The 26,447-nt window shown below is 56.4% G+C and carries 26 protein-coding genes and 2 pseudogenes; 15 read left to right on the forward strand and 13 right to left on the reverse strand.

The window, feature by feature from the left end; translation table 11 throughout:
* Positions 1 to 3: 3 nt before the first annotated feature.
* The 6 genes from PHA01_RS27860 to PHA01_RS27885 all read right to left on the reverse strand — a co-directional run bounded on the left by PHA01_RS27860 (position 4) and on the right by PHA01_RS27885 (position 5,688).
* Positions 4 to 915, reverse strand: coding sequence for a sugar phosphate isomerase/epimerase family protein (locus PHA01_RS27860; RefSeq protein WP_271899511.1), 912 nt, complete (start codon positions 913 to 915; stop codon positions 4 to 6).
* Positions 912 to 1,733, reverse strand: coding sequence for a carbohydrate ABC transporter permease (locus PHA01_RS27865; protein ID WP_271899512.1), 822 nt, complete (start codon positions 1,731 to 1,733; stop codon positions 912 to 914). Before PHA01_RS27865 ends, PHA01_RS27860 begins: the two co-directional genes overlap by 4 nt.
* Positions 1,730 to 2,632: a carbohydrate ABC transporter permease gene (locus tag PHA01_RS27870; protein WP_271899513.1), complete on the reverse strand. Its 903-nt coding sequence runs from the start codon at positions 2,630 to 2,632 to the stop codon at positions 1,730 to 1,732. Before PHA01_RS27870 ends, PHA01_RS27865 begins: the two co-directional genes overlap by 4 nt.
* A 40-nt stretch (positions 2,633 to 2,672) precedes the next feature.
* On the reverse strand, positions 2,673 to 3,224 hold the full coding sequence (locus tag PHA01_RS27875) for an SIS domain-containing protein (protein WP_271899514.1): 552 nt from the start codon (positions 3,222 to 3,224) through the stop codon (positions 2,673 to 2,675).
* Between the two features lie 72 nt (positions 3,225 to 3,296).
* Positions 3,297 to 4,646 carry an ABC transporter substrate-binding protein gene (locus tag PHA01_RS27880; protein ID WP_271899515.1) on the reverse strand — a complete coding sequence of 450 codons (1,350 nt, stop codon included), beginning with the start codon at positions 4,644 to 4,646 and terminating at the stop codon, positions 3,297 to 3,299.
* A gap of 1 nt (position 4,647) precedes the next feature.
* The gene (locus PHA01_RS27885; RefSeq protein ID WP_271899516.1) at positions 4,648 to 5,688 is read right to left on the reverse strand and encodes a zinc-dependent alcohol dehydrogenase; all 1,041 of its coding nucleotides are present in this window, start codon (positions 5,686 to 5,688) and stop codon (positions 4,648 to 4,650) included.
* Positions 5,689 to 6,103: 415 nt separating this feature from the next.
* Between PHA01_RS27885 and PHA01_RS27890 the strand changes: the two genes are divergently transcribed.
* The 10 genes from PHA01_RS27890 (at position 6,104) to PHA01_RS27935 (ending at position 16,792) form a co-directional block, all read left to right on the forward strand.
* Positions 6,104 to 7,069, forward strand: coding sequence for a LysR family transcriptional regulator (locus tag PHA01_RS27890; protein WP_271899517.1), 966 nt, complete (start codon positions 6,104 to 6,106; stop codon positions 7,067 to 7,069).
* A gap of 161 nt (positions 7,070 to 7,230) precedes the next feature.
* Positions 7,231 to 8,565 carry an extracellular solute-binding protein gene (locus tag PHA01_RS27895; protein WP_271899518.1) on the forward strand — a complete coding sequence of 445 codons (1,335 nt, stop codon included), beginning with the start codon at positions 7,231 to 7,233 and terminating at the stop codon, positions 8,563 to 8,565.
* A 2-nt stretch (positions 8,566 to 8,567) separates the two neighbouring features.
* The gene (locus PHA01_RS27900; RefSeq protein ID WP_271899519.1) at positions 8,568 to 9,518 is read left to right on the forward strand and encodes a carbohydrate ABC transporter permease; all 951 of its coding nucleotides are present in this window, start codon (positions 8,568 to 8,570) and stop codon (positions 9,516 to 9,518) included.
* Positions 9,515 to 10,354, forward strand: coding sequence for a carbohydrate ABC transporter permease (locus PHA01_RS27905; protein ID WP_271899520.1), 840 nt, complete (start codon positions 9,515 to 9,517; stop codon positions 10,352 to 10,354). The genes PHA01_RS27900 and PHA01_RS27905 overlap by 4 nt, the downstream gene beginning before the upstream one ends.
* A gap of 20 nt (positions 10,355 to 10,374) precedes the next feature.
* Complete coding sequence (locus PHA01_RS27910) at positions 10,375 to 11,907, forward strand: sulfatase (protein WP_271899521.1); 1,533 nt, start codon at positions 10,375 to 10,377, stop codon at positions 11,905 to 11,907.
* 3 nt (positions 11,908 to 11,910) lie between these two features.
* On the forward strand, positions 11,911 to 12,879 hold the full coding sequence (locus PHA01_RS27915) for a DUF4432 family protein (RefSeq protein WP_271899522.1): 969 nt from the start codon (positions 11,911 to 11,913) through the stop codon (positions 12,877 to 12,879).
* A gap of 154 nt (positions 12,880 to 13,033) precedes the next feature.
* Positions 13,034 to 13,318 (forward strand): helix-turn-helix domain-containing protein, encoded by a 285-nt coding sequence (locus PHA01_RS27920; RefSeq protein ID WP_271899523.1) that lies wholly within the window; start codon positions 13,034 to 13,036, stop codon positions 13,316 to 13,318.
* A gap of 400 nt (positions 13,319 to 13,718) precedes the next feature.
* Complete coding sequence (locus PHA01_RS27925; protein ID WP_271899524.1) at positions 13,719 to 14,711, forward strand: GAF domain-containing protein; 993 nt, start codon at positions 13,719 to 13,721, stop codon at positions 14,709 to 14,711.
* Positions 14,712 to 14,873: 162 nt separating this feature from the next.
* Positions 14,874 to 16,391: an aldehyde dehydrogenase gene (gene adh / locus PHA01_RS27930; protein ID WP_271899525.1), complete on the forward strand. Its 1,518-nt coding sequence runs from the start codon at positions 14,874 to 14,876 to the stop codon at positions 16,389 to 16,391.
* A gap of 68 nt (positions 16,392 to 16,459) precedes the next feature.
* Positions 16,460 to 16,792 carry a DUF779 domain-containing protein gene (locus tag PHA01_RS27935; protein WP_271899526.1) on the forward strand — a complete coding sequence of 111 codons (333 nt, stop codon included), beginning with the start codon at positions 16,460 to 16,462 and terminating at the stop codon, positions 16,790 to 16,792.
* 12 nt (positions 16,793 to 16,804) lie between these two features.
* Here the strand turns inward: PHA01_RS27935 and PHA01_RS27940 are convergent, their stop codons facing one another.
* Complete coding sequence (locus PHA01_RS27940) at positions 16,805 to 17,398, reverse strand: ATP-binding protein (RefSeq protein WP_271899527.1); 594 nt, start codon at positions 17,396 to 17,398, stop codon at positions 16,805 to 16,807.
* 192 nt (positions 17,399 to 17,590) lie between these two features.
* Between PHA01_RS27940 and PHA01_RS27945 the strand changes: the two genes are divergently transcribed.
* Together PHA01_RS27945 and PHA01_RS27950 are read left to right on the forward strand one after the other, a co-directional pair.
* Entirely contained in the window at positions 17,591 to 18,271 is a 681-nt protein-coding gene (locus tag PHA01_RS27945; RefSeq protein ID WP_224514156.1) for a DUF1194 domain-containing protein, read from the forward strand.
* Positions 18,268 to 18,486, forward strand: coding sequence for a hypothetical protein (locus PHA01_RS27950; protein ID WP_271899528.1), 219 nt, complete (start codon positions 18,268 to 18,270; stop codon positions 18,484 to 18,486). Before PHA01_RS27945 ends, PHA01_RS27950 begins: the two co-directional genes overlap by 4 nt.
* Before the next feature lie 186 nt (positions 18,487 to 18,672).
* Here the strand turns inward: PHA01_RS27950 and PHA01_RS27955 are convergent, their stop codons facing one another.
* A complete protein-coding gene (locus PHA01_RS27955) occupies positions 18,673 to 20,955 on the reverse strand; it encodes a CDC48 family AAA ATPase (RefSeq protein ID WP_271899529.1) in 2,283 nt (760 codons plus the stop codon).
* A 251-nt stretch (positions 20,956 to 21,206) separates the two neighbouring features.
* Between PHA01_RS27955 and PHA01_RS27960 the strand changes: the two genes are divergently transcribed.
* Both PHA01_RS27960 and PHA01_RS27965 read left to right on the forward strand, forming a co-directional pair.
* Positions 21,207 to 22,331 (forward strand): alpha-hydroxy acid oxidase, encoded by a 1,125-nt coding sequence (locus PHA01_RS27960; protein WP_271899530.1) that lies wholly within the window; start codon positions 21,207 to 21,209, stop codon positions 22,329 to 22,331.
* A complete protein-coding gene (locus tag PHA01_RS27965; protein ID WP_271899531.1) occupies positions 22,283 to 22,447 on the forward strand; it encodes an alpha-hydroxy-acid oxidizing protein in 165 nt (54 codons plus the stop codon). Before PHA01_RS27960 ends, PHA01_RS27965 begins: the two co-directional genes overlap by 49 nt.
* Positions 22,448 to 22,576: 129 nt before the next feature.
* Here the strand turns inward: PHA01_RS27965 and PHA01_RS27970 are convergent, their stop codons facing one another.
* Both PHA01_RS27970 and PHA01_RS27975 read right to left on the reverse strand, forming a co-directional pair.
* A complete protein-coding gene (locus PHA01_RS27970) occupies positions 22,577 to 22,732 on the reverse strand; it encodes an alpha-hydroxy-acid oxidizing protein (RefSeq protein WP_271899532.1) in 156 nt (51 codons plus the stop codon).
* Positions 22,733 to 22,839: 107 nt separating this feature from the next.
* Positions 22,840 to 23,434 (reverse strand): annotated as a pseudogene (locus PHA01_RS27975) (endonuclease/exonuclease/phosphatase family protein); the annotation flags it as partial.
* 118 nt (positions 23,435 to 23,552) lie between these two features.
* Here PHA01_RS27975 and PHA01_RS27980 point away from each other — a divergent pair.
* Positions 23,553 to 24,563, forward strand: coding sequence for a putative bifunctional lysylphosphatidylglycerol flippase/synthetase (locus PHA01_RS27980; protein ID WP_271899533.1), 1,011 nt, complete (start codon positions 23,553 to 23,555; stop codon positions 24,561 to 24,563).
* On the opposite strand, the gene PHA01_RS29560 is transcribed toward PHA01_RS27980, so the two are convergent.
* From PHA01_RS29560 to PHA01_RS27990, 3 genes and pseudogenes are all read right to left on the reverse strand, one after another.
* Entirely contained in the window at positions 24,448 to 24,867 is a 420-nt protein-coding gene (locus PHA01_RS29560) for a phospholipase D-like domain-containing protein (RefSeq protein ID WP_417021059.1), read from the reverse strand. The two genes, PHA01_RS27980 and PHA01_RS29560, sit on opposite strands and share 116 nt — an antisense overlap.
* Positions 24,864 to 25,967: a phospholipase D-like domain-containing protein gene (locus tag PHA01_RS27985; RefSeq protein WP_271899534.1), complete on the reverse strand. Its 1,104-nt coding sequence runs from the start codon at positions 25,965 to 25,967 to the stop codon at positions 24,864 to 24,866. The genes PHA01_RS29560 and PHA01_RS27985 overlap by 4 nt, the downstream gene beginning before the upstream one ends.
* A 221-nt stretch (positions 25,968 to 26,188) precedes the next feature.
* Positions 26,189 to 26,447, reverse strand: a pseudogene (locus PHA01_RS27990) (hypothetical protein); the annotation flags it as partial.

Consider the following 26,447-nt stretch of genomic DNA (forward strand, 5'->3'; position numbering starts at 1 on the left):
GTCTCAGGCAAAGGCCGGTTTGAGGATCGTAGTCGTATGGCTGAGCGCCTGAAGGACCGACGCGTCATCCCGTTCGAACGGGTAGAACACCTCAAGGAAAATCGGCCTGTCGCCAAGGCCGAACTCCCGTTGCTGGCTCGCCGCCTCCTTTGGGATCACTGCTCCCATCTCTGTGAAATCCCAATGCCGGTCGAATTGGAAATCCGTCTGTTGCAGATGGATCATGCCGATATGCGGCGCCAGCGACCGAAACCATTCGCCCATCGTTGCATGATCCTTGCCGTACAGCGGCTGCAACGTGGCATGCCCCCAGTCGATACAATATTTCCACGGAACCGGCGTATCTGCAACGTCTGCCGCCATGCGCCCGGCCTGCTCCACGGTCCACGGCCATTCCCGGCGCATGGGCGTCGGCTCGACATAGAGCTCGACGATGCCGTATTCCTTCGCCGCCTCGGAAAGGCGTCGCATTCGCAGGATCAGATCACCATAATCGCGCTCGGGAATGCTGTCCGCTTCAACACCGTCAGCCCTTGACGCAACAGCACCGAGAGGCCCGCCAACTCTTTCGATCCCTGCACTGGCGGCAAAGCGATAAGCTTTCTTCATCCAGTCTTCCGCCACATCGCGGACACGCTGATCGGGATGGAGCAGCTGGTTGAACGTGTAATGTGCAAGCCCGATAAAGGCGCTGTGGATGCTGATCCCGTGGTCGCCGGCTGCTCGCCGGATATCTCTGCCGCAGTCTCTGAGAATATCTTCCGGCCACGCCGGATCCACGAGATCAAACGAAAATTGCACCAGATCCAGGCCAAGCCGTTCTTGCACGATGGGTGCCCAAAGATCCGGCGTTACCCACCGCTTCACGCAAAACGAGAGATTGATCCCGAGGGGTATGGACTTGGCTTCCGTCATTTCGTTGCACCCATCGTGAGTCCGCGGACCATGTGCTTGGAGACGAGAAGCGCGAAGATCGTCACGGGCAGCACAATCACCGTCCCCGTCGCCATGATCTTGCCCCATGGCAACTCATATCCGGACATGAAGCTCGTCGCTATCACCGGAGCCGTCTGCACGTTTCTGCGTGTGAGAACCAGCGCATAGAGAAGCTCGTTCCAGGAAAAGATGAAGCTGAAGATCGCTGAGACGGCTATGCCCGGAAGCCCGAGCGGAACATAGATCTTCCGGAAGATCGTGAACTGGTCCGCTCCATCAAGACGCGCTGCCTGTTCCAGTTCGATCGGTATGGAGCGAAATTGATCGGTGCATATCCAGACGACAATCGGCAGGTTGAACGTGAGATAGATCAGGATCAGGACGAGGTGGGTGTCGAGCAGCTTCAATTGCAGCGCAAGTACATAGACAGGCAGCGCCAGAACGATAGGGCTGATCATCCGGTTGGAAATGAACCAGAACCAGAGATCGGATTTGCCGCGAAAGTTGAAACGCGCCAGCGCATAGGCGGCCGGGGCGCCAAGAATGACCGACAGCGCGGTCGTCAGCGTTGCGACGACCAGTGAATTGACGATTGCGCCGGACACTTTCTCGTCGGCAAAAATATCAGCGTAGTTGGACAGTGTCGGCGTGAAAAACCAAACCGGCGGTGAGGCCAGAAGGTCGGTCTGGTCCTTGAAGCTCGATGAAACCATCCAGTAAAACGGAAACAGCGTGAAACACAGGACGATGAGCAAGCCCAGGCCATGCAGGATGCGGCGAAGCGTCATGGACATCATTCGATCTCCTTGTAGATGAGCTTGATATAAAGCCGGCTGAGCACGATCGTCACAATCAGTAGGAGGATGGCTTGCGCCGAAGCCGTGCCCATATCGAAGATGCGAAATCCCACGCGCTGAATGTAGATGGACACAAGATCCGTCGCCGAGCCCGGCCCGCCCCGCGTCATCACAAAGACCATGTCGAACAATTTGAGGATATCGGCCGACCGCAGGATCAGCATCGCGGTCAGGCCCGGCAGCAGATATGGCAGCTGTACATGGCGCAGCATCGCAGTCTTGGAACTGGTTTCCAGCCGGGCCGCTTCCTCGATCTCGACGGGCACCATGGACAGGCCGGCAAGGAAGATGAGGGCGCAGAACGGCGTCCACTGCCAGATGTCCATGACGGCAATCGCGATGAATGCGCCCGTTGTTGAACCCAGCCAGTCGAGCCCGCCAACGCCGATCGCGTTGAGAAACTGATTTGCAATGCCGAAATCGCGGTTGAAGACCAGTCGCCCGATCAATCCGACGACAGCATAGGTTGTGGCCAGCGGTACTACCAGCGACACGCGTGCCAAGGCTCGCAAGATGCCGAGGCCCGGCCGATGCAAAAGCAGCGCAACACAGATGCCAAAGAAGAGTTCGAATGGCAGAACAGTCAGAAAGAAACGCGCCGTCAGACCGAGCGACTGCCAGAAAGTCTGATCGGAAAGTATATTGACGTAGTTGTCCAGCCCGACAAAGGGAAATCCGTCACGCGGACGGGTGATGTTGTAGCGCCTGAACGAGGTGATCAGGGCTGAAATTGTCGGATATATGCCGATGACGAGCAGAGCAAACACAGCCGGCGCGAGAAACCAGAAAGGCGTCCAGCGTCCATATCCCGGATTGAGTTTTGGCTGTGTCTGCGCCACGGAATTTCTCTCCCTGCTTGCACGTTCACTCGGTGCGCCGTTACTCGAGATTGGTGTGGTTGGCCCGCATGGCTTCGGTCGAAATTCCAAGTCGCTCCCGGAGTTTCAGGACCATCACCTCGAAGAGAATATACTGCGCGCCCTCGAACAGCGATCCCATCGGCAGCACAGAAACGTTCGTTCCCCGATCGTCGGCCATGGTCTGTGCGGGAATGGTGAGGACATGATCAGCGCGTCTGGCCGCGTCGCCATTGGGCTGCGCGGTGACGACAAGTGTCCTGGCACGCGCGGCGGCAGCCACGCCCATCAGTCCAAGAACGGTTGAGAAGCCCCCTGGCCCAGCGGAGACGATCAGCAGATCGCCACCACCCAAAGGTGGTGTCGTCATATCCCCGACGACCGCTGCCTTCAGTCCCAGGTGATGGAGCCGCATGGCCAATCCCTTGATCTGCAGCCCTTCACGCCCGACACCATAGAGCGCGATCCGATCTGCGTCGGCGATCACGGCAACGGCAGCGTCAACCGCCTGTTCGTCGATGCGGTCGAAAACGCCTGCCAGTTCCTGCAGCGCTTGGTTGTAGAGTTTGGGCAAGGCAAGCTCCCGGTACAGATAGTATGTGAAAACAAGGGCGGGTGAATCCACCCGCCACTGTTGAAGGCTTGCCTACTGCAGCAATTCCTTCTTGCCATCATAGTAACCTTCCTTGGCCAGGATATCCTCCATACGCGTTCCGATTTCCTTGGCACCGGCTTCGGTCGTGACCTCGCCCAGCATCATCTTGGATCCCCATTCGGCCACAACTTCCGAAATCGCTGGCCAGGCCGGGAACCGCGGACGGAATTCAGGCACGCCCTTTTGCCAGGAAGCAACCATCGGTTCGACGAACTTGTACTTCGCCTTGATGTCGGGCTGCTCGTAGATGGATGTACGACCGGAAACGCCTCCCGCTTCGACATAGGGACGAGCGATCTCTTCGGAAGTTGCCCATTGGATGAAGAGCCAGGAAGCCTTCTTGAGATCGTCCGGAGCCTGCTCGGCAACAGCGAGTGAAAAGCCGCCGAGGGCCGGCAGGCGGCCCGCCGGACCGGCCGGCTCCGGGGCAACGGCCAGACAATCGCCCAACTTCGACGTCGCCGGATCGGTCAAGGTGCCGTAGAATGCTGACCATTCGGTGATCATCGAGACCTGGCCCTGCGCCAGAGCATTGACCGCTTCGGCGTGGTCGAAACTGACGATCCCCGGGGGCATGTATTTCATCAGATCCTGGCGGAATGCCAAACCCTTCTGGCTCTCGGAACTGAGCAGGTTTGACTTGAATTCCTTGTTCAGCAGCGAGCCGCCGAAGGGCCAGAGGACGCGCATGAAACTGTCAGCCGATTGTGTCTCTCCACGCAGTGACTGCAGGGCAAAGGCGTAATGATTCTTGGACGCGTCCGTCAGCTTCGGTGCGTAATCCTTCATGAGCTCGTCCCACGTTGCCGGTGGCTTCTCGAAGCCAGCTTCCTTCAACTGGCAGGAGTTATAGAATAAAAGGCCCGAATAGTTGTCGAACGGCAGGCCGTAGGTCTTGCCGCCCCACGATCCGAATGCGTCGATCAGGAGCGGAAAGAATCCCGTGAGGTTCAAATTGGGATCGGTGATGGATTTATCGGCTGTGAATTCGTCGATAGGCGTGATCCAGCCATTTTCGGCGAACTCGCCGATCCATACCAGATCGACCAGCGCGATCGTCAGGTCGCCACTAGAGGTGAAATTGAGTACCTGCTTCTCGCGGGTGTTCTCGTAGGGCACGATCTCGTAATTGACCTTGATACCGGTTTTCTTTTCGAACTCCGGCAGCAGCTTGATTATCGCGCGATAGCCCGGACGATCCAGGAAAATCACATTGATCTCTTTGCCCTTGAAGGGCTGCGCCGCAGTTTCCAGCCAATCGGCGAGAGCCGCCGACGGCAGCGATACTGCGCCGGCCAGAAGCGCCACAGCGCTTAACGATGCATATAAAAGTTTCCTCACGTCATCCTCCCAGTTTTGTTACTCCATTCGGATAGATCAAGCTCTTGATGTAACCCGGCGCATTGTCCGCGTGGTTGCGGAAGGTGTCGGGCGCCTCGTCCAGGGCGACCTCATGCGTCACAAGTGACTTGACATCGACCTTTCCTCCAGCGACGAGTTCGATTGCACGCGGATAGACCTCCCCCATCCGGCGCGCGAATTTGATTTTAAGACCACGGCGGCGCGCTTCAGCGGCCGGCAGTGTGTAGATATCGCCGTCCGGGATGCCGACCAAAACAATGCGGCCGCCGATCTTCGCGGCAAGAACGGCATCGCGGAAACCAAGCGGAGAATTGGTGGCCTCGATGACCAGTGGCGCACCGACGCGACCGGTCCACCCACGGATATCGTCCACCGACGTGCCCGTGCGCGCTGCACCAAGCCTGGCAGCCATTTCCCGGCGGTGCTCAAGCGGGTCGATGACCAGAATCTCACCTGCCCCGGCGGCCTTCAGGACCTGGAGGATCAATAATCCGATGGGACCGCTGCCGATGAGCGCCACCTGCTCGAGCAGCCGCGGCTTGGCAAGATCAACCGCGTGAATGGCGACGCCCAAGGGCTCCAGCATCACCGCCTGAAGCGGCGTGAAATTCGCCGGCAACGGCACGACCTGCGCCGCCGGAACCCAGATACGCTCGGTCATCGCTCCGTCGAATGGCGGCGCGCCAATAAATTCAACATTCGGGCAAAGATTGGGATGACCCCGTTCGCAGAACTCACAATGCCCGCAGGCCTTGTTTGGATCCACGGCAACGAGCGCTCCGCGCGCAAGCGAAAGTTCGTCCAGGTCCTCGCACAGATAACCGCCGAACTCATGACCCGGCACGAAGGGCTCCTTGACGACTGCCGAGCCAATACCGCCATCCTTGTAGTAATGGAGGTCCGAACCGCAGAGGCCGACCGAGGCGACGTCGATGAGCACTTCCCCCGGACGTCCGTCGCGAAGCTTGAACGGCGCTACATAGGCGTCATGGGCTCCACGGATGAAAAGGGCACGGCTCATGAAGTTTTCCGTCGGACTCGATAAGGGATCTCAAACACCATACAAATGTAAAACAGATTTTTCAAGTGTATAGGTCCACCAAATTTCGTCGGCATTGTCAGCTATCCATCACGACGATGGGGTCCGCTCTTGCGCGGCCAACGCCGCGGGTGAGAACTAGGGCGTCCTCGGTCATGGCGTTTACCTTGTGGGCTTGAAGTGGCTGGCCGGGTCCGCGCCGAAAGCGAGGATCAGGCCGATCAGGGGCAGGGGCGAACTTCCAGCCAAGCGACGGCAAGCTTGCGAAGAATCTCGCCTCTGCGGCCGCACTGCCATCTACCAGTGCGTCCGTGCCCGACAGCCAAGGGAGTTGATTGCAACCTTGAGGGGATGCTGCAACGGTGGGACCTGAACAGCATCGGATCGCTTTACGTCGGTGAATAAATCTGCAGTGTGGAAATTTCTGGCGAAACTGCCGATCCCTTACGAGGTGCGCGTGGACCTGCGACAGTTGACGTACTTTCTTCGGGTAGCGGAGCGCAAGAGCATCACTCTTGCCGCGGCGGAACTTAACGTGGCGCAGCCAACCCTTACGAAGAGCATGAGACTGCTCGAGGAGGAACTTGGCAGTGCGCTCTTTTACCGTTTTCCGAGAGGAGTCGAACTTACCGAAGCCGGCAAACACCTCGTTCGCCACGCCCAAGGTATCAAAGTCCAGATGGCGGAAGCGCGCTCGGAACTCAATGCCCTGCAAAAAGGCGATAGCGGAACAGTGACCATTGGGGCTGGACCGGCTTGGTTGCGCAGGCATTTGCCGGAGGCCATCGCTCGGGCGATCTCAACGCGGCCGGAGTTGAAGATCTTCATCTCCGAAGGTTTCGATGAAGCCCTTTTTCGGAAGTTACGCCGGGGTGAAGTTGACTTCGTGGTATCGGAAACACCGTGGTCGCAGAATGCCAGTGACCTCGATGTTGAGGTCCTGACATCTATCGACCTTTGTGTCGTCGCACGAAAGGGACATCCCCTGTCACTCAAGGATTCCGTCAGTTTACAGGAACTGCTGGCTTATCCGTGGGTCTTGCCAAACGGAATAACGCGGGCGCGACAAAGGCTCGATGCCCAGTTCACGTCGCACAATGTCTCGCCCCCCGTACCCACTGTCGAAACTGAATCGCTTGCTTTCATGATCAGTTTGGTCCGATGTTCAGACGCACTCAGCTATACAACCAGCACGGCCGTTACCAATCCGGAGGGAGAGGGACTGGTTGTACTCCCGATGACCGGGCTGACGTCCGAGCGAGCGGCAGGCATAGTCAGACGCAAGGATTCTTGGGTTTCGCCCGCCGCCTCAGTTGTCATCCAAGCCCTCAGGACAATCAGCGCCGAAGACCCATACAACTAAGCGTGCCATTACTTTTAGCTATGGGTTGTGCACTCGAAGTTAGTTGTTAGAAAAAACTGAAAATGCAAGTCTCCGTGCGGTGAACTACACTTATTGGCTGGGAGGCCCCGTGTCCACGATACGAGACGGGTGGTGGTTGCGCCTTGCGAGAGGAGAGAAGAATGAACGTGTGTGCGAAAATACGCGGGGCATTGATTGCGTTTACCTTGCCCCTTGCATTCATGAATATATCCCACGCGCAGGACCAAGTACCCATTACGATCGTTATCAATCAGTCACCCTGGTTCGCCGGGTTTCAGACTGTCGTGGGGCAATATCAGGAAAAGACCGGCAATACAGTTTCGCTCGACGTCAATCCGTTTGCAGGAAGTCTGGAAAAGCAGCGGAGTGCGGTCCGTTCGAAAGAGAGCCCCTACGACATTCTCATCATGAATGCCGGCTTCTTTATCGAGATGTATAAGGGCGGCTTTTTGTCTCCGCTGAACGACATCGACCCGAACTTCGCTCTCGACAAGGATCTCTATACGTTTGATGATTCTGTCTATTGGGACCCATCGACCAACAAGATCGACGCGAAGACCGGCAAGCTGATGTCGGTCCCGATCAACCCGTTCATTCCGATCCTTCACTATCGGTCAGACCTGTACGCGGAGAAAGGATTGAAAGTCCCTGAGACCTGGGACGATCTTCTTGCCAATGCCAAGGCACTGAACAATCCCCCGAGCATGTACGGCATTGTTCAACGTGGCGCGCGCGGAACGTTCGACGTCACGTATGACGTTCTCCCTTATATTTGGAGCTACGGCGGCGGTCTATTGAAGGATCAGAAGGCAGGCGACTACAGCATAATCGTCAATAGCCCGGAGACTAAGGCAGGGATGGAGATGTACCTGAAGCTGGCCAAGGAAGCCGGACATCCGTCAACCGCCGGCCAGACGCAAGCCAACGTTCTCCAGAATATGGCTACGGGCAAGGCAGGCAACATCATTGCTGTTCTGGCCGCTTCTATATTTGACGATCCGAACCAGTCTGCCGTGGTTGACAAGGTCGGGTTCGCTCCGCCGCCGCATGCACCGGGCTTTCAGTCATCGCCCGGGCTCGGGCATTGGCTGGGAGGCATCCCAAAGAACATCCCCGGAGATCGTCAAAAGGCTGCGCTAGCCTTTCTGAACTGGTTCCAGTCCAAGGACGCACAGATGGCTTATGCCGAGGCAGGATCGCCACCCGTCAGCCGTGCCGTATTGGAATCGGACCTTGGAAATCAACCAAAATACCGATGGATGAAGGCGCTCTCCAAGGGTTTGACTACCGCCAGACTGCCATTTTTCATTCCCGAATCCGCTCAAATACTGGCAATTACCGAACTGGGGTTCAATCAAATCATCTCCGGCCAAACGACCGTTAACGACGGCCTGAACAATATGGCGAAAGAGATGGAGAAAGTGATGACTGCAGCCGGATATAAGGCTCCACTCCTTCCTGACCTGAAGGATTGAAAGTGTATCTCTCCTCTACGGAAAATGGTCGCTCCGCCAGTCCGGAAGGTCTGGTGGAGAATGTCAGCTTGCTGTCCCTTAACCGTGACCGCTTTTGGAGAAATCTTACGCTAGCGCCTGCGATTGTGTTGTTCCTCGCGCTGACGGTCTTGCCGATGGTCAATCTGGTAGTTCTCAGCCTGCACGACATCGATTGGGCGCAAGGGCTTTCAAGCTGGACCTATGTTGGCCTCAAGCATTACGCATCTCTCGCGGCGGATTCGCTTTTTAAGGCAAGTATCCTCAATACATTGGTCTTTTCCACCGTGGCCGTTTCCGTTCAGATGGTTCTTGGCTTTGCCCTTGCCTTGCTGACCAGTTCAATTGTCCATGGGCGGCTGTTCTACCGAACGGTATTCCTGTTGCCGATACTTGTCCCGGGTATCATTATCGGTGCTATCTGGAAGTTGATGTTCAGCTTCGATTTCGGCGTGCTGAATCAGATGGCAGGCGCGATTGGCATCATGCCGCGTGACTGGCTGGGGGACGCCACTTATTCCCTTGCTTCGATCATTGTCGTCGACATCTGGCACTGGACGCCGTTCTGTTTCCTGCTTCTGCTCGCGTCACTCGAGACCCTGCCTCAGGATGTTTATGAAGCAAGCGACATTGACGGCGCAACCAGCTGGCAAAGTCTCTGGTACATCACAATCCCCCTGATGCTCCCCGCAATTGCCGTAACTTTCGTTTTCCGTCTGATCCTTGCATTCAAGGTCTTCGATGAAGTTTATCTGCTGACGGGCGGGGGGCCGGGGACATCGACCGAAGTGGTCAGCTTTACCATTTTCCGCCGCTTTTTTACGGAAGACAGGCCCGGCTATGGATCGGCGATGTCGGTCACGACGTTCGCCCTCATTGCGCTGATGATCATAGTCGTCTCTGCCGTGACGCGCCGGAAAGGGAGCACGTCATGAGTGCGGCTTACGGTGCCCCCCTCCGTCCGATGCTCTTCCGACACGGGCTTCTGGTTATAGCCGCAGCCCTAGTCCTGTTTCCGTTCCTGTGGATTGTCGCAGCCGCCTTCAAGACACAGATCGCGCTGCTGACGGGCCAGCTTCTCTTTCAGCCCACGTTGGCAAATTTCGTGGATGTGCTTTTCTCCAGCACGTCCGACTATGTCCGTAACTTCAGCAACAGTTTGGTCATTGCGAGTGCGAGTACGGTACTTGTTCTCGTGGTTGCGACGCTGGCTGCCTATTCGCTGCAGTGCATGCAGTGGCCGTCGTGGGTACTTCACTCCATGCTGGGCTGGTCCGTGATATTCCATATGGTACCTCCGATCACCTTGGCTGGTGCATGGTACTCGATGTTCCGGACAATTGGGCTCGATAATACCTATACGGGACTCATTCTCGCACATACGACACTTAATCTGCCCATGGCCCTCTGGATGATGGGAGTCTTTGTTCGCGACGTTCCAAGGGAACTGATCGAAGCGGCAAAAATCGATGGTGCCGGAACGCCACGCATCCTGCGCCATGTCGTTGTGCCGCTTGTCCGTCCGGGTCTCGCAGCAGCAGGCATATTGTCGTTCATCTTCAGCTGGAATGAATTTGCCGTCGTGTTGACCCTGAGCCAGCGGCAGACCGCCACGGTACCAGTCGCCATCGGCAAATATGCCCAGGAGAATACCATCGCCTACACCGAGATGGCAGCGGCGTCCGTGCTTTCGATGATGCCTGCCGTGCTCCTGCTACTCATTGCCCAACGTTTCATTGTCCGCGGCCTGACCACTGGCGCGGTGAAGTAACCGACCGAAGGAATGACATCATGAAAGTTGTTTTCGCGCTTTTCGATTCGCTCAACCGCCATATGCTTGGTCCCTATGGCGGTACACGGATCCCGACACCGAACTTTGACCGTCTTGCCCAGCATACGATTACCTTTGACAATCACTACGTCGGAAGCATGCCTTGTATGCCAGCCCGACGCGACATGCTAACCGGGCGTCTGAGTTTCCTCCACCGCAGTTGGGGCCCGATGGAGCCTTACGACAATTCGTTCCCGGAGCTGCTTGCTGCCTCCGGCGTCTACAGCCATCTCATCACAGATCACTATCATTACTTCGAGGATGGTGGTGCGACATATCACAACCGGTATGACTCTTATGATTTCGTGCGCGGGCAGGAAGGTGACCGCTGGAAAGCAATGGTTCAACCGCATTGGGACCGGCTCCGCGAAATGTACCATGCGCGCCAATTTTCGGCCAAGAGGCGAGACTACAAGTCTCAACACATCATCAACCGCGGGTTCATTAAAGAAGAAGAAGATTTCCCGTCGGTGCAGGTATTCAAGGCCGGGTTCGATTTTCTCGACCTTAACCGCGAAGCTGACGATTGGATCGTGCAGATAGAAACCTTCGATCCGCATGAGCCCTTCTATGCGCCAAAGCGGTTCAAGGACAAATTCGACACCGGGTGGAACGGACCCATCCGCGATTGGCCGCGATACGGACGAGTGGATGAACTGCCGGAGGAATGCGAGGAACTGCGCGCCAACTACTATGCAACAGTAGCTCTATGCGATTCCTTGCTGGGCGATCTGCTGGATTATTTCGATCAACACGACATGTGGAAGGACACCGCGTTGGTTGTGACCACCGACCACGGTTTCTTGCTGGGAGAACACGACTTCTGGGCCAAGAACCGCATGAACATGTATCAGGAGATCGTTCATATTCCATTGTTCGTGCATGATCCGCGAAAACAGTTCCTTGACGGAACCCGGTGCGGTAACCTGACCCAAACCACCGACTTCGCGGCCACTTTTCTCGACTTCTTTGGCGTGGAGCCTGCGGCCGAAATGACGGCGCCATCGCTGTTTGCCTCGTTGGACCAGCCAATGCGCGACGGGTTGTTGTTTGGATATTTCGGTGGGGCAGTCAACGTCACGGACGGTAGATACAGTTACCACTGCTATCCTGCAGATCTCATTCGGCAGGAAATCAACCAATACACGTTGATGCCTACGCACATCTCCAGTTTTTTCACAACGGAAGAACTGTCCAATGCGTCCCTGTCAGAACCGTTCGAGTTCAGCAAAGGCGTGCCGCTTCTTAAAATTCCGGTCATCGAACGCTCCCCGATGAATGAACATTATGGACCCGGAGCAATGATTGAGAATGACACGAGACTTTATGATCTGGTTTCAGACCCCGGACAAAACAGTCCTCTTGATAATCCTACAACGGAAGCCGAGATGTCCAATTTGATGGCCTCCCTCATGCTTGCAAACGAAGCGCCTCCCGAAGCATACCGACGCTTGGAAATCCCTGTCCCTGTTGTTGAATCCATGGATACCTGACCCATGTGGCAGGCAGCACGAGGTGGAAAAGAGCTTCGCCCCCTTGTTGGCGATTTGCGGCAGCTTGCATCTGTCCGTCGGATAATCCTCGATGAAGGACCTGAACGTGGCGTTCAAGCGCTGGCCTTTTCCACCGGTGGCGGTCTGGATTTTTGGGTGCTGTGCGATCGAAGCTTTGATATCGGTCCCCTGTGGTGGCGCGGCACGCCGATCGCCTGGCAGAGCCCATCCGGCTTTGCTTCGCCCTACCTGCGCGATCCCCACGGCGATGGCGGGTTCGGCTTTGAACGGTTGTTTTCGGGTTTTCTGGTGACGTGCGGACTGGAACACATCCGTCAACCGGCTGACGGGAAACCGCTGCACGGTCACCTGCCATTCACACCTGGCAGACTGCTTTCTCATGGTGAGGATTGGGATGCTGCCGAGCCGGTCATTTTCTGTGAAGGTGAGACTACGCAAGCACGGCTTAACGGTGAAAGACTGCGCTTAAAGCGCCGGATCGAGGCCCCAATTGGAGGAGCGGTATTGAGGATCATTGATGAGGTCCTCAATATTGGCAGGCGTCATGAAACGGTTGCGGTGCTGTACCATATGAACTTCGGTTTCCCTATTGTGGGTTCCGGAACAACCGTGTCATTGAACGACAGTCCTCTGCTCGGGCCGCTCCATGACGTTGACCTCCAGGCCCAGCCGACCGTGAGGTGTTTTGAAGTTGGTGATCAAAGCCAAGCGAGATGTGTGATCCGGCGCGAGAACAGCGGTTTGAGGCGAGGGACGGAGGCAATCGTGAGCTGGGAGACTTCCACGTTGCCCCATGCTCAAGTTTGGCACGATCTTCGTCCCTACAGTCAGGTGATCGGAATTGAGCCGGTAACTTCTGCTCGTGAATATCGTATCAACCAGGACGTGCCCTCAATTGCACCCGGGAACGCAATGCCCTTCAGCTTAGCGGTTTCGTTTGCAGATTTTTGAACCTTACTGATGTCGCGCTTATACGCCAGATGACTTCGCAATATCTCATTAGCAAAATTGGCAAAAAAGCACAGTACCTTGGATGCAAGCGCTCACGTAGCTCGGTTTACCCTTGGCCTGCGTTTTCTCATGGCGAGGTGTGGCAGCGCACGTGATGTTCTCGGTACTTCGAAAATCGCATAGTGCCTCGTCTGGAACAGTAAATACCCTGGTGATCATCCCGAACGGGATTATTCAGGACTTCATTTACGATTATTCAAAAAATGGTCCCGAACGGTTCTTTTTTGAACAGCTCGCGGCGCTGACGGGGGTTGGGGTGCTTTTCGTGCGCGAACTCGAAGCCGCGAAGGATAGTTACCAGATAGGACGCGCCCTGCAGGTGGCGGCGACCTTAGGATTGCGTGTTTCCGTCGGCAGTCGTCGGGAGCGCGTGTCATGACGCGTCTGCTGGACGTCTATTGCCTGGGCCGGAATGGACGAAGCCGAGGCATTCCTTGACAAGGAGATTGGCGACATGTCGACCCTCAGGATGCGGGTTCCTGGACGCTGCTTAAGTCCACTCCGGACGATCGGGCCAAGGCCGCTTACTGGAATGCCGATGCCGTCAAAAACGGCCATCTGGCGCCCCAGTTGAAGATCGAGAACGAAAAGGAAAAGCCCCAGACCGTCAACTACGATGAGCTGGTCAAGAGCTGGAGCAAGTAAGTTTCTGATGCCATCGGCTGGTGGCGGAGGTGTCCGCCGCCAGCCGTGACGACAAAGTCGACCATTGACGGCAAGTCAAAGTAGCATACGCTGGCAATAGCGATGGTAGTTCGCTTGAACCTTGGGAGGAGGCCATGGCAATGCGGCATGATGGCTTGCATGCCGAACATATACAGTCCGCATTGATCGGAAGTGCCGCTGCACAATCTGCGCTGATCGCGTCCTGGGGCCGTTCGATGCGTCTTTACGGTTTGAGTCCCGAAGAAGGCGCTCCGAATGTGCTCACCGACCGTGAACTGAAAGATGCGCGCGAACGGCTTGGATCATTAATCGATACCGCAGAGTCGGCGCTGGAGCGCCTTTATTCCGCTGTCGGTGGTGCAGGCTGCTGTGTGCTGCTCGCTGACAAGGATGGAGTTCCGGTTGATCGCCGCGGCTACGAAGGCGATGACGCGACATTCCGCACGATCGGTCTTTGGACCGGAGTAGTGTGGAGCGAGGAGAGCGAAGGGACCAACGGAATTGGTACCGCACTTGCCGAACAGAGGGCACTTACGATCCACCGGGATCAACATTTCCGCAGCCGCAACACTGCGCTGTCCTGTACCGTTGCCCCGATTTTTGATCATCGGGGCCGTCTGATTGCGGCAATTGACGTCTCCTCGGCCCGTCGCGACTTGACCGAGGATTTCGTCAAACTCATCGCGGTTGCCGTGGTTGATGCCGCGCGCAGGCTCGAGGCTGAGAACTTCCGGTTGGCATTTCCCAAGGCAAGAATTGTTTTGGCGCAAGGCGCGGACGCCGCGAGCGAACGAGCCGTGCATGCACTGATTGCTGTGGATGAGGATGATCTCGTTATCGGCGCTTCCCGCGCAGCCCGCCATATGCTTGGATTGACCGATGAATCGCTCCGCAAGCCCTTGCCGGCTTCTGACGTTCTGGGCGAGCAAGCCAATGCCGAGCTCGATTATGCCACCGCAGAACGAGGTGCCATCCAGCGTGCTTTGGCACGTTCTGGCGGCAACATATCCGCTGCTGCAAACAATCTGGGTATCAGCCGCGCCACCCTGCATCGCAAACTGAAACGGCTCGGCTTTCCCGATAAGGTCTCGTTCAGCGATTTCTAATCGCAGCTGTCGCAAAATTGCGACAGATCAACGACGGCCCTGCCTTGGCTGGGCTGACATATCAGTCATAGAGCGCGATGCTTGCCTTTGATACCGCAGCAGGCGGTGTTTTCAACGCAGCCGGTTTGCAGGAGCGAACTGCGCTGCAAGGGAGGAAAATCCGTGAACAAGGTAGAGTTCAATCGCACAGTCAAACCCAATTTCAAAAAGCGCTATGGCAACTTCATCGGCGGCAAATTCGTCGAACCGAAAGCCGGGCGCTATTTTGAAAACACGTCGCCGGTAAACGGTCAGGTTCTTTGTGAGATCGCCCGTTCCGACGCAAGCGATGTCGATGCGGCACTCGATGCAGCACACGCTGCCAAGGAAGCCTGGGGCCGCACGAGCGCTGCCGAACGCAGCGTCATGCTCAACAAGATTGCACAGGTGATGGAAGACAACCTCGCTGTGCTTGCCCAGGCGGAAACCTGGGACAACGGCAAGCCAATCCGCGAAACCACGGCGGCTGATCTACCGCTTGCCGTCGACCATTTCCGCTATTTCGCCGGGGCGATCCGTGCACAGGAAGGTGGTATCTCGGAAATCGATCACGATACGGTGGCCTATCATTTCCATGAACCGCTCGGTGTCGTCGGTCAGATCATCCCGTGGAACTTCCCGATCCTGATGGCGGTGTGGAAGCTTGCCCCGGCATTGGCTGCGGGAAATTGCGTCGTGCTGAAGCCTGCGGAACAAACTCCTGCATCCATCCTGGTGCTCGCCGAACTGATCGCAGATATCCTGCCGCCCGGCGTGCTCAACATCGTCAACGGTTTTGGCCTTGAAGCCGGCAAACCGCTAGCCTCGAGCCCCCGTATTGCCAAGATCGCATTCACCGGCGAGACGACGACCGGACGGCTGATCATGCAATATGCCAGCCAGAACCTGATACCGGTGACACTGGAGCTGGGCGGCAAATCCCCCAACATTTTCTTCAAGGATGTCACGGCCGAAGATGATGATTTCTTTGACAAGGCGATCGAGGGTTTCGTCATGTTCGCCCTCAACCAGGGTGAGGTATGCACCTGTCCGAGCCGCGCTCTCATCCATGAATCCATTTACGACAAATTCATGGAAAAGGCGCTGAAGCGCGTGGAAGCGATCGTGCAAGGCGATCCGTTGGATCCAGCGACCATGATCGGCGCTCAGGCCTCGAGCGAACAGCTGGAGAAAATCCTCTCCTACATGGATATCGGCAAACAGGAGGGTGCCGAGGTGCTGATCGGCGGCGAACGCAATTTGCTCGCCGGTGATCTGGCGGGCGGATATTATGTGCAGCCGACGGTCTTCAAGGGTCACAACCGCATGCGGGTTTTCCAGGAGGAGATATTCGGCCCCGTTGTTTCGGTGACGACCTTCAAGGACAATGACGAGGCGCTGTCGATCGCCAACGATACGCTCTATGGTCTTGGCGCAGGGATCTGGAGCCGCGATGCCAATACTTGCTACCGCTTCGGACGTGCAATTCAAGCAGGGCGCGTCTGGACAAACTGTTACCACGCCTATCCGGCGCATGCGGCATTCGGTGGCTACAAGCAGTCGGGCATTGGCCGTGAAAACCATCTGAAGATGCTGGATCACTACCAGCAGACCAAGAACATGCTCGTCAGCTACAGCCCGAAGAAGCTCGGTTTCTTCTGAGTTCGTAGGCTGGAATGAAACGTCGGTGGCACTTTGTTGCCGCCGATGACGTTTTGCGGAGGAGCACCATGAAAGACAAAGTCAGCGCCACACCTGCTGCGCTTGAACTGATCGCGACGCTGCAGACGGAGTACGGACCGATCTTGTTTCATCAGTCCGGTGGCTGTTGCGACGGCTCGTCACCGATGTGTTATCCAAAAGGCGATTTTATCATCGGTGACCAAGATGTTCAGCTTGGTGAAATCGGTGGAGCTCCCGTCTACATCAGCGCCCCGCAATATGACGTGTGGAAGCACACCGAGCTTATCATAGACGTCGTCCCAGGCCGTGGCGGCATGTTTTCACTCGACAATGGCCGGGAAGTGAGATTTCTGACGCGATCAAAAGTCTGCATCATCTAACCAGGTCGGGTGCTATTCCCTCGGTGAAGCTACTGGACTTCCTCCCAACGCCTTGATTGGATCCGGCAGATCGGCGAGGACCTGCGAGACGAGAATCCAAGGCGCTTGGGTTCCATCAAGATGTAGTACAGGGGCAATTTGTGTCCCCAACCACGCCTCATGCCGCGCCAAATTCCGTCCTGGAAAATCCGGTTTGTCATATTGAGCAGCCCAAGCGGCGAAGGCGGTATGGATTTCATACATGTCGCCTGATGGCAATATTCGGTTGCCGTATCGTTGATGTTCCCGCGCCAAGAGCCGTTCCATCCGAATTGGCGTCGGAGTGTACACAAATACAATCAGATTGACCTTCTTGATCAGGGTATCTCCCCACCCGTCGAATGATCCGGACAACACCCAGCCATCCTCGCCCAGCGCTTCTTCGATCAGGCGGACGCGATCGGCCGGGGGACGCTTGGTCGAGAACGGCGGATTGGTCGGGTACCAATAGAAGTCATCACAATCCACATGGCGGACTCCCAACGCTGAGGCAAGGCCACTGCCTAGCGTTGTCACCCCTGAACACGATGCTCCAGTTATGTAGATCGACGGTTTCTCCAGTTTCATCGTCAACCTCTTGAGGCCACGCTCGGTATCAATCCAACAATACCCATAAGTTGTCCTCGCTGCCACCTGTCAGATTTTCGGCCCACTCAACAATAGAAACGAGTTTTCTAACCTCTTCGGCTAAGCGTGTTCATGCTGCGGACATGCTACTTTGAACAACAATCGTCGCTGGCGAGGGCACGGGGGGTGGAGATGATGCGCAAGGCATGGCTCGTGGCGGCTGGGGCGTTGGCTGTTATGACTGTCGCCACGCGCTCGGAAGCATGCGTCGACACGGCGCTGGTATTAGCGGTGGATGGTTCTGGCAGCATAACCGACGACGAATATGGATTTCAGAAGTCTGCGATCGTCTCTGCCTTCCGCGACGCATCGGTGCTGTCAGCCATACGAACCTCCGGGAGCGTGGCAGTAGCCGCTGTATTCTGGGGAGACGGCGAATTATCCTCACAAAGAATCAGCTGGATTATCATGGACGGAATCAAGCCATCGGAGCAGTTCGCGCTTGAAATCGAGCGCAATCAGCGAACGGCTTGGGGAAATACCGACATAGGTGGCGGCCTCTGGGTCGCACTTGATCTGCTTTCAGACCCGAAGTTATGCGCCCGAAGGCTAATCGTGGACATTTCCGGGGATGGAAGGGAAACCATCGCGCCCAAGCGGAGAAAGTCGATCTCTCTTCATCAGGCGCGCGGCCGCGCGGAAGCGATGGGAGTGACAATCAACGGGCTGGTGATCTCGGACGAGGAAGCCGACCTCGCAGATTACTACCACAAGAGTGTTATCATGGGCCCCAACAGGTTTGTTATGGACATTACGAAATTCGAGGATTTTGCGAGGGCGATCAGGCTGAAGCTCATCCGGGAGTTGTCATGACCATAAAAGGTGCCATGCTGCAGCTTTCGGCATTGGACTGGATGCTGTTTCGAGAACCCAGACCAATTGACATAGTCATAGTAAATGACGCTCTCTCCGCCGTTTCTTATAATTTTTTCAACGATCTCAATGGCTTGTGGTGTCGCCCCTACCGTTACTACCATCCTGCCCATCATCAAAAAATTGCCCGTTTGCACTTGTGGCGACGCGGCTAACAATAAAGTAAAATACTTTGGCTCCGTCAGTTCCGGCTCGAACCCGGGTTCGCGAACGCTCCAGTCAACGGAACGGATATCGTACGAAGGTGTCGCTTTTCGGTAATATTGATGGCCGAGCGCAGATCGAAGCTAAAAGGAGTGGGAGAATGTCCGCGCCCAGCAGGCATCGATCTTGGCGAATGCTCATTCCTGCGCCTGCCTGAGAGGGGTGAAGCCGATCTGCCTCCTGATGGGGTCTTCTTGTCGGAGTGTCCTGAGCATGTCCTCGTATTCTCTCTCAACCCCAGGCGTCACTGATGGGCGCACTTCCTTTAGAGCCTGTTCAAAATCCTTTGACGTCACTTGGGCTACGTCGAGCGACTGGCGCAGGGCAAATAAACCTGCCCGACGTGTCAAATCCTCGAGATCGGCACCCGTGAACCTCTTGGTACGCTCTGCCAAATCATCGAGATCCACATCATCAGCGATTGGCATTTTCGACGTATGAATACCTAGAATTTTTCGCCTGCCCTTTGCGTCCGGGACCGGGACATATACCAGTTCGTCAAAGCGGCCTGGCCGAAGCAATGCCGGGTCCAAGAGATTGGGCCGGTTCGTTGCAGCCATGACGACGACCCCCTGCAAATCTTCAAGCCCGTCCATTTCAGCAAGAAGAGTGTTGACGACGCGCTCCGTTGCTGCAGGTTCCCCCAGGGACCCACCTCTGGCGGGGGCAAGGGAATCTATCTCATCGATAAATATAACGGCCGGCGCAACCTGCCTTGCGCGTTCAAAAAGACGCGATACCTGTTGTTCGGACTCTCCGTACCACTTTGACAGTAGATCGGAAGACTTCGTAGCCAGGAAATTTGCCTCGGCTTCGCGTGCGACTGCCTTGGCCAACAGAGTTTTCCCCGTTCCCGGTGGGCCAAAAAGCAGGAAGCCCTTCGCGGGACGTATGCCAAGCCGCTTGAAGGACTGAGGTGATCGCAAGGGAAGTTCTATCCCCTCGCGCAACTTTATTTGCGCTTCGTCGAGGCCTCCCACATCATCCCAGCGGACATTGGGAGCCTGGATCATGATTTCCCTCAGGGCCGAGGGCTGAATCCTTTTCATCGCCGTCAGGAAATCATCCTGAGATACAGTCAATTTTTCCAATATTTCGGCTGGTATGCCTTCCCGCAGATTGATGTCCGGCAGGATCCGGCGCAACGCGTCCATGGCTGCTTCGCGTACCAAAGCCCCAAGATCAGCACCCACAAAACCATAGGTAGTTCTGGCGATGTCGTCGAGGTCAGTATCTTCGGCAAGAGGCATACCCCGCGTATGGATGGCCAGGACTTCACGCCTTCCTTCCTGATCAGGAACACCGATGACAATTTCCCGGTCAAAACGTCCCGGACGCCTTAGCGCTTCGTCAATGGCATCCCGTCGGTTGGTTGCGCCGATGACGACTATATTCTGGCGCGGTTCCAGTCCATCCATCAAAGTCAGAAGCTGAGCTACAATCCGGCGCTCGACCTCTCCTGTGACTTGTTCCCGCTTTGGAGCGATCGAGTCTATTTCATCAATAAATATAATTGACGGCGCATTCTGCGCGGCGTCCTGGAAGACCTGTCTCAACCGCTCTTCCGACTCTCCATAACGGCTGCCCATGATCTCCGGGCCGGCGATGTGGAAGAAGTGCGCCTCTGTCTCATTCGCCACCGCCCGAGCCAGAAGTGTTTTCCCGGTTCCCGGAGGTCCGTAAAGCAGCACTCCCTTGGGTGGATCGATGCCCAGCCGCTGGAAGAGTTCAGGATGGCGAAGCGGAAGCTCAACCATCTCACGAACCTGATCGACTGAAGAACCAAGGCCGCCTATGTCGTCGTAAGTGACATCCGCCCGCCGAGCTTCCTTTGGCTCTTCGAACTGAGGCCGAAGCTCAACGACCGTATCTTCGGTCATTTGAACGATGCCGCGTGGTTGTGTCGAGACTACAACAAGCCTGATTTCCTGGAGACCGTATGCCGGCAGGTCGAAGAGGCCTCGAAGGAGGTCATCGGTATTGCGAGAACCCTGGCCGCTGGCCCTCTGTTGAACAGAGGTAGACACCACATCTCCGGCAACCATCGGACGGTAAAGAAAAGTCCTCTGGAGGGCATCACCCGATCCCTGGAGGCGGAGGTTCTTCTGCGCCGGGGCGAGAATGACTTTCGTGGCAGCTTTGACTTCCGCCTTCTTGATTTCTATATGGTCACCACTCGTCGCACCAGCGTTGACACGCTGCAATCCATCCAGCCGCACGATATTCAGCCCGTCGTCTTCCGGATATGGTCGCATGGCTATTGCCGCAGTATGGCGCTTTCCGAGCAGCTCAACGATCTCCCCTTCCTGAACACCAATCTTCTTCATTGAAGAGGGCGACAGTCGGGCTATGCTCGTCCCGGCGTCCGTCAGTCTGGTATTAGCAACCTGAAGTTTGATGGTGAAATCTTCCACAGCCATGGAACTTCCTTTCCAATTTGCTTGTCCGTATGGCGCAAACTCCCGATTTGCGCCGCAGATCGGTGGTGGGGCCACCGCGTTAGCCGGGGTCGCGATCCTGACAGGAATTCTTTGACTTTATCAATCCCTTAGACTGACAGGACGCGAAACGGCTACTTCTCCGTCTTGATAGTCCTCCCACAAGAGTTGTCTCAAGTTCGCTCATTCCAACAATTCCCGGTTTGTCGTTTGGTTGGACAATAGAGGTACTCATGACTCAGATTGCGTACACAGCGTCGGGAATTCCGAAGCGGACGGAGATGGCCCGTCGCCAATTCCTACACCTTCTCGCCGGCAGCCCGCTTCTGACCCCGACCGCGGCTGGCACTATCGCCAGCCTATTGGCGGAAACCTCGGATCAAGCGCTCGCGCAAAGCTACGACGTACTGCGCGGTTCTCAAAGAGCCCTCGGGCCGGACGGGATCATCACCAATCCGGCCGATGCACTGGATGTGTTCGAATTCGAGCCAGCGGCGAAGAAGGCTTTGCTCAGCCAAGAAGCGCCGGCGCACTGGGGCTACCTGGAAAGCGGTGTGGACGATAACTTAACGCGCGATGTCAATCACACCGCCTACGCGAACTACCATATCCGCGTCCAGCGCCTTGTCGATGCGCGCAGGGTTGACACCACCGTGAAAATCTTCGGTGAAACCTGGGACAGCCCACTCTTTCTGTGCCCGGTCAGCAGTCTCGGCGCGTACGATCCCGAGGCGGGGGTCGCAGTGGCGCGCGCCGCCGCGAAACGCAACCACCAGATGATACTATCTACCGTCGACAACGCCAGCATTGTTGACGTGAATAATGCACGCGGTTCGCCCGCTTGGTTCATGTTGTACCCGACCGACGATTGGAATGTGACCAGCGCGCTTGTGCAGTTGGCCGAGAGTGCGGGCTCCCCAGCTATCGTCCTCACCAACGACCGACAAGGGGGCCGCAACACCGAGACCTTGTTCCGTGAGCGGCGTAATGACCTGCGAGACTGCTCTTCCTGCCACACACCAGGCTTTTCCAACGATGTGAGCCGCAAGGCCAACTTCTCGAATATTGATGTTTCCAAGGTTACGAACCTATACGGTACCGGCATGACATGGGAATTCGTCGATCGCCTTCGTGGGATCATTAAGGGCAAGCTCGTTCTTAAGGGTATTATGACGGCCGACGATGCTAAGGAAGCGATGCACCACGACGTAGACGGCCTCATCGTTTCCAACCACGGCGGTCGCCCGAAGAGAGCGGACAGGCGACAATCGGAGTTCTGGCCGAGGTGGTGGCGGCGTCACGCGGCCGCATGCCGGTGCTTATCGACGGAGGCATACGTCGCGGCACTGACATGCTGAAGGCGCTCGCCTTAGGCGCAACGGCTGTTGGTATTGGCCGGCCATACGCAATCGACCTCGCTCACCGCGCGTGCGAGGCCGCTCTGTTAAAGTCCTGCCAGCTATTGCCAGCGTAACCCAAAGCAAGATTCAACTTCAGCCTGAAAAGACCGCATAATGCGATGTCTTTCGCGAGGTGGGTTCATTGTCGATCGCATTCCTTGGCACTGTATGGAAGGCCGGAACTCAAAAACGAGGAACTGCGGCTATGCACGAGTAACGTGGTTACGCGAAATCTGCTTGATATTGACAACACCCACCTGGCGCATGATGGTGATGAACTCATCGTCCAACATCTGCAGCACATATTCCACACCCGCCTCTCCGAACGACGCTAGGCCCCATACGATTCCAACCTGCACTCTTACCGCTACGTGTCCCTCATGCTGACATTGGCGTAAAGAGGCAGATGATCCGAAGCCATGCGCGCGGCCCGTCCATTTACCACGCCGACCTCGGTTACCTTCATCGATCTCTCCACGAAGATATGGTCGATGCGAACAAGAGGAAGCCGCGCAGGAAATGTTTTTGCCGGGGGACCAGCCTCATTTGCCCATGCGTCGGCGAATTGGCTGGAAATCTGCCTGTATGCCAATGATGATCTGACAGCGTTGAAATCTCCCAGCAAGATTTTCGGCGATCTGCAATCGACGTGTCCGAGCCATCCGGGTCCCAAAAGGGCTGCAACCTGCGCCGACCGGTCGCGCCGCGACAGGCCTAAATGGGTATTTACAATGTTGAAAGTTATCCCCCGGTAGGCCGCTTCGACCGAGAGGGCTCCGCGGCGTTCGCCGAAAGAGGGCAGGGGTCCAGCCTTGATCAGCCGCATGTCGAGCGAACTCAAAATTGCGTCGCCATATTGCTCCGGCGATTTGCATCACCGGGTGGAAGAACAGTTTCATGTTCAAATGAGTCGCAATGGCATGCGCCTGATCCACAGAGCCGGTGCGTTTGCGGCCCACGTCGAGCTCCTGTAGCGCGACCACGTCCGGCTCGCAGGCGGCAATAACCTCCGCGATTCGCCCCGGAGATGGTTGACCGTCACTGCCGACACAGCTGTGCACGTTATAGGTCAGGATCTTGATAGCAATCTCCTCGGTCTGTTTGCTAAAGGAACTTTCCGAACCGCAGCTTCATTCCCTTCGACACGCCATCTCGCCGTCGAGACCTAAAGGGAAAGCAATGCACGGCAGAAAAGCAATATTTAACTTCGCGCTCGCCACAGCGGCCGCCTTTTTCTGCTGGCTGCTCTACCGGAATATCAGCCGCTACAGTCCGGCAGAGATCGTGGCATCGCTTGGCGCCATCCCCTTTGACCATCTCGCTCTCTCCATTGCCTTCGCAGCAGTCAGCTATGGTTGCCTCACGGGTTTCGACGCCTTTGGACTGATCTATGCCGGCAAGTCGCTCAACTACCGCAAGGCCGCACTGACGTCCTTCGTCAGCCTTTCAATCGGCCACAATATCGGCCTGTCGGCTCTGAGCAGTGGTGCCATTCGCTATCGTTTCTATTCGCGATGGGGACTAACAGCCGAGGATGTGACCAAGGTCGTGCTGTTTTCGGGGGCGACTGTTACCGTCGGCCTATTATCGCTGTGCGGGTGGGCCATGCTCATGAGCGCAAGCTCGGCAGTTGTCGTCGGTCTTGAGCGAAGGGCCGCGTTCTTTATAGGCATGGCACTTCTCGCAGTTCTTGCACTCTATCTGATCCTGTGCTGGCAGATCCGGCGGCCCCTGACCGTCCGGAAGTGGAAAGTCAATTTGCCATCTCTGCCATTGGCAATTGTGCAACTGTTGCTTGGGACGACCAACTTCGCTTTCATCTGCGCGAGCCTTCAGCAGCTGTTGTTGGCCTATCAGGATGTACATTATTGGGAAGTGTCTGCGGTTTACGCGATAGCGAACGGAATGGCGATCGCGACCCATGTTCCGGGTGGTCTCGGAGTCCTGGAAGCCACCACGCAGTGCCTGTTGCCGCAGGCTGCAACGATCGGCGCTGTCATAGCTTTCCGATGTGTCTATTTCTTCCTTCCGCTACCTTTTGGCGTTCTTCTGCTTGCCATATCGGAACGCGTCTTCAGGAAGGATGCGAGCAAGACCAACAGTGTCGGCCCAGCCACGCCCCTAAGCTTTGCCAGCATTTCACGACAAATCGTGCGGGTTGCATGGGTCTTTTCGGATCGAATAACGTAGTCAGGAGGATAGGCTTCTCCGGCCCGGCGGTTGCGTCGATCGTTATAGGATTTAAGCGGCGGTTACCGCGGCTACACTCGTCGATTACCCCTGCAATGGACCAACGCTTGTTAATGCGCGATTGCACCTCGTTGGGTGTCATACCGAGGTGCTCGGCTAGCAACCGATCGCGCAGATGGACCACAGCTGCACGCTCCGACGCGGTAGCTGCTTCGATAGAGAGATCGCATTCGGTGTCCATGCCGCAAGAGCGATTATTGAGATTGGACGAGCCGATACGCGCAAACCGGTCGTCTACTATCATGAGTTTGGAATGGACGAAGACAGGGGCTTCATGAGAGCCTTCACTATCAACGACGACCGGGTAAACCACGCGCAGCCGCCCGTGTACGTCGGCTCGTCTAAGCCGGCGAACAAGACGGTCGCGATTGCCGCCCATGAACAGTCGCTCCAGGCCGCCATGGCATTCTTGCGGGACGACGATGATGACCTCCGGGCCATCAGGCTCACCAGCCTGTTTTCAATCAAATTTCCTATTCGCCGACACGTGAGATACTGGGTCTCTATATAGATGAAGCGGTGGGCGGCCTTCAGTGCGGTCTGATTCAGACGCTCGATTTCCCGAATGCCTTTTCGCCCGAAGGCACCGGGTACGGTGCGGGCAATGGCAACGTTGACATTGCGAATATCAGGTTTCAGGCCGGCGGGCCATCGATTGCCGTTGAGATGTACCGGGGCAATCTTCTTGCCTTTGCACGCCAGCCAACGCGCGCGCACAAGATCGGCCAAAGACCTTGCGGCTTCCGCGTCCACGGCAAGCTGCACATCGTGCACCGCAGGATAAAGTGTGCCATCCAAGTCTTTGCGCCGACTGTCGATTCCGAAATGATCCGAGGTGTCCCAGCGGTGAACGGTCAGATCGATACCGCCGGAAAAAGCGATTTTGTCATCGATGCAAACTATTTTCTGATGATGACAGCCGCGCCAGGGATGGTGGCCGTAACAGAGCTCGATACGTGGGTGATCTGCCCACCGCTCCCGGGGAAAAACGCGCATCTGCCGGGCGGAATAGATCGGGCCGTTGGCCCAGACCAGAATATGAATATGAAGATCCGGCCGCTCATCGATCAATCGCCGCAGATAGTGACCCAGCCGCTCTTGATTGGGCTGGTCGGGGCGTAAAGCGATTTCTCCGTTAAAGTCCCAGCCTGCGATAAGGATAGAGCGTTGGGCGGTAGCGAAGGCTTCGTCGAGATTTCGGTAATAGTCAGCGGCATCCACCAGCATCGCGATCCGCCCAGCGGATACAAGACGCCACGCATTCACACCCACCCTTATGAGCGATTGGTTTTGCGCGGGGAGTGTTGGCTTTAATGAAGACTCTTCGATCTGTGTGAATGCCATCTAGTCAGGACACCTTCTTTCTCATCGACTGCGCCCAACGAGGGCCAAGCGGCGTGCAGCGAAACCAAAACATCGGTCTGGCCAGATAGTTCCCTGTGCGAGAGCCGATCGCGACCGGAGGCCGGCAGCCTCTAACAGGGGTTCTTCGGCGGAAATGAATTTTGTATGCCCTCGTCATCCTGATTTCTGCTTCTCAAAAGCAAGCAATCCAAGAATGACAATCAGCGGAAGAGGTCGGCGCTCGAATCTTCCGTTGTCGGCGCCACACCGATCAACGAATTCACGCCGGTTTTTTCCGTTGCAGACTGCGCAACCGCAGGCGAGGAAAGCAACAGCACAGTGGCAGTTAAGACAAACTTGTTCATGTTCGCACTCCCTTGAAGAGGTGCGCGGCCGGGTTGGCCCGGCCGCCCCCGATAGGTAGCGTTTTGTTTTGACCCCGCCGGCGCTTTTTTAATTGAGGAAACAAAATAAAACCGG

Source organism: Candidatus Phyllobacterium onerii (genome assembly GCF_028331445.1).
Lineage (GTDB): Bacteria > Pseudomonadota > Alphaproteobacteria > Rhizobiales > Rhizobiaceae > Phyllobacterium > Phyllobacterium onerii.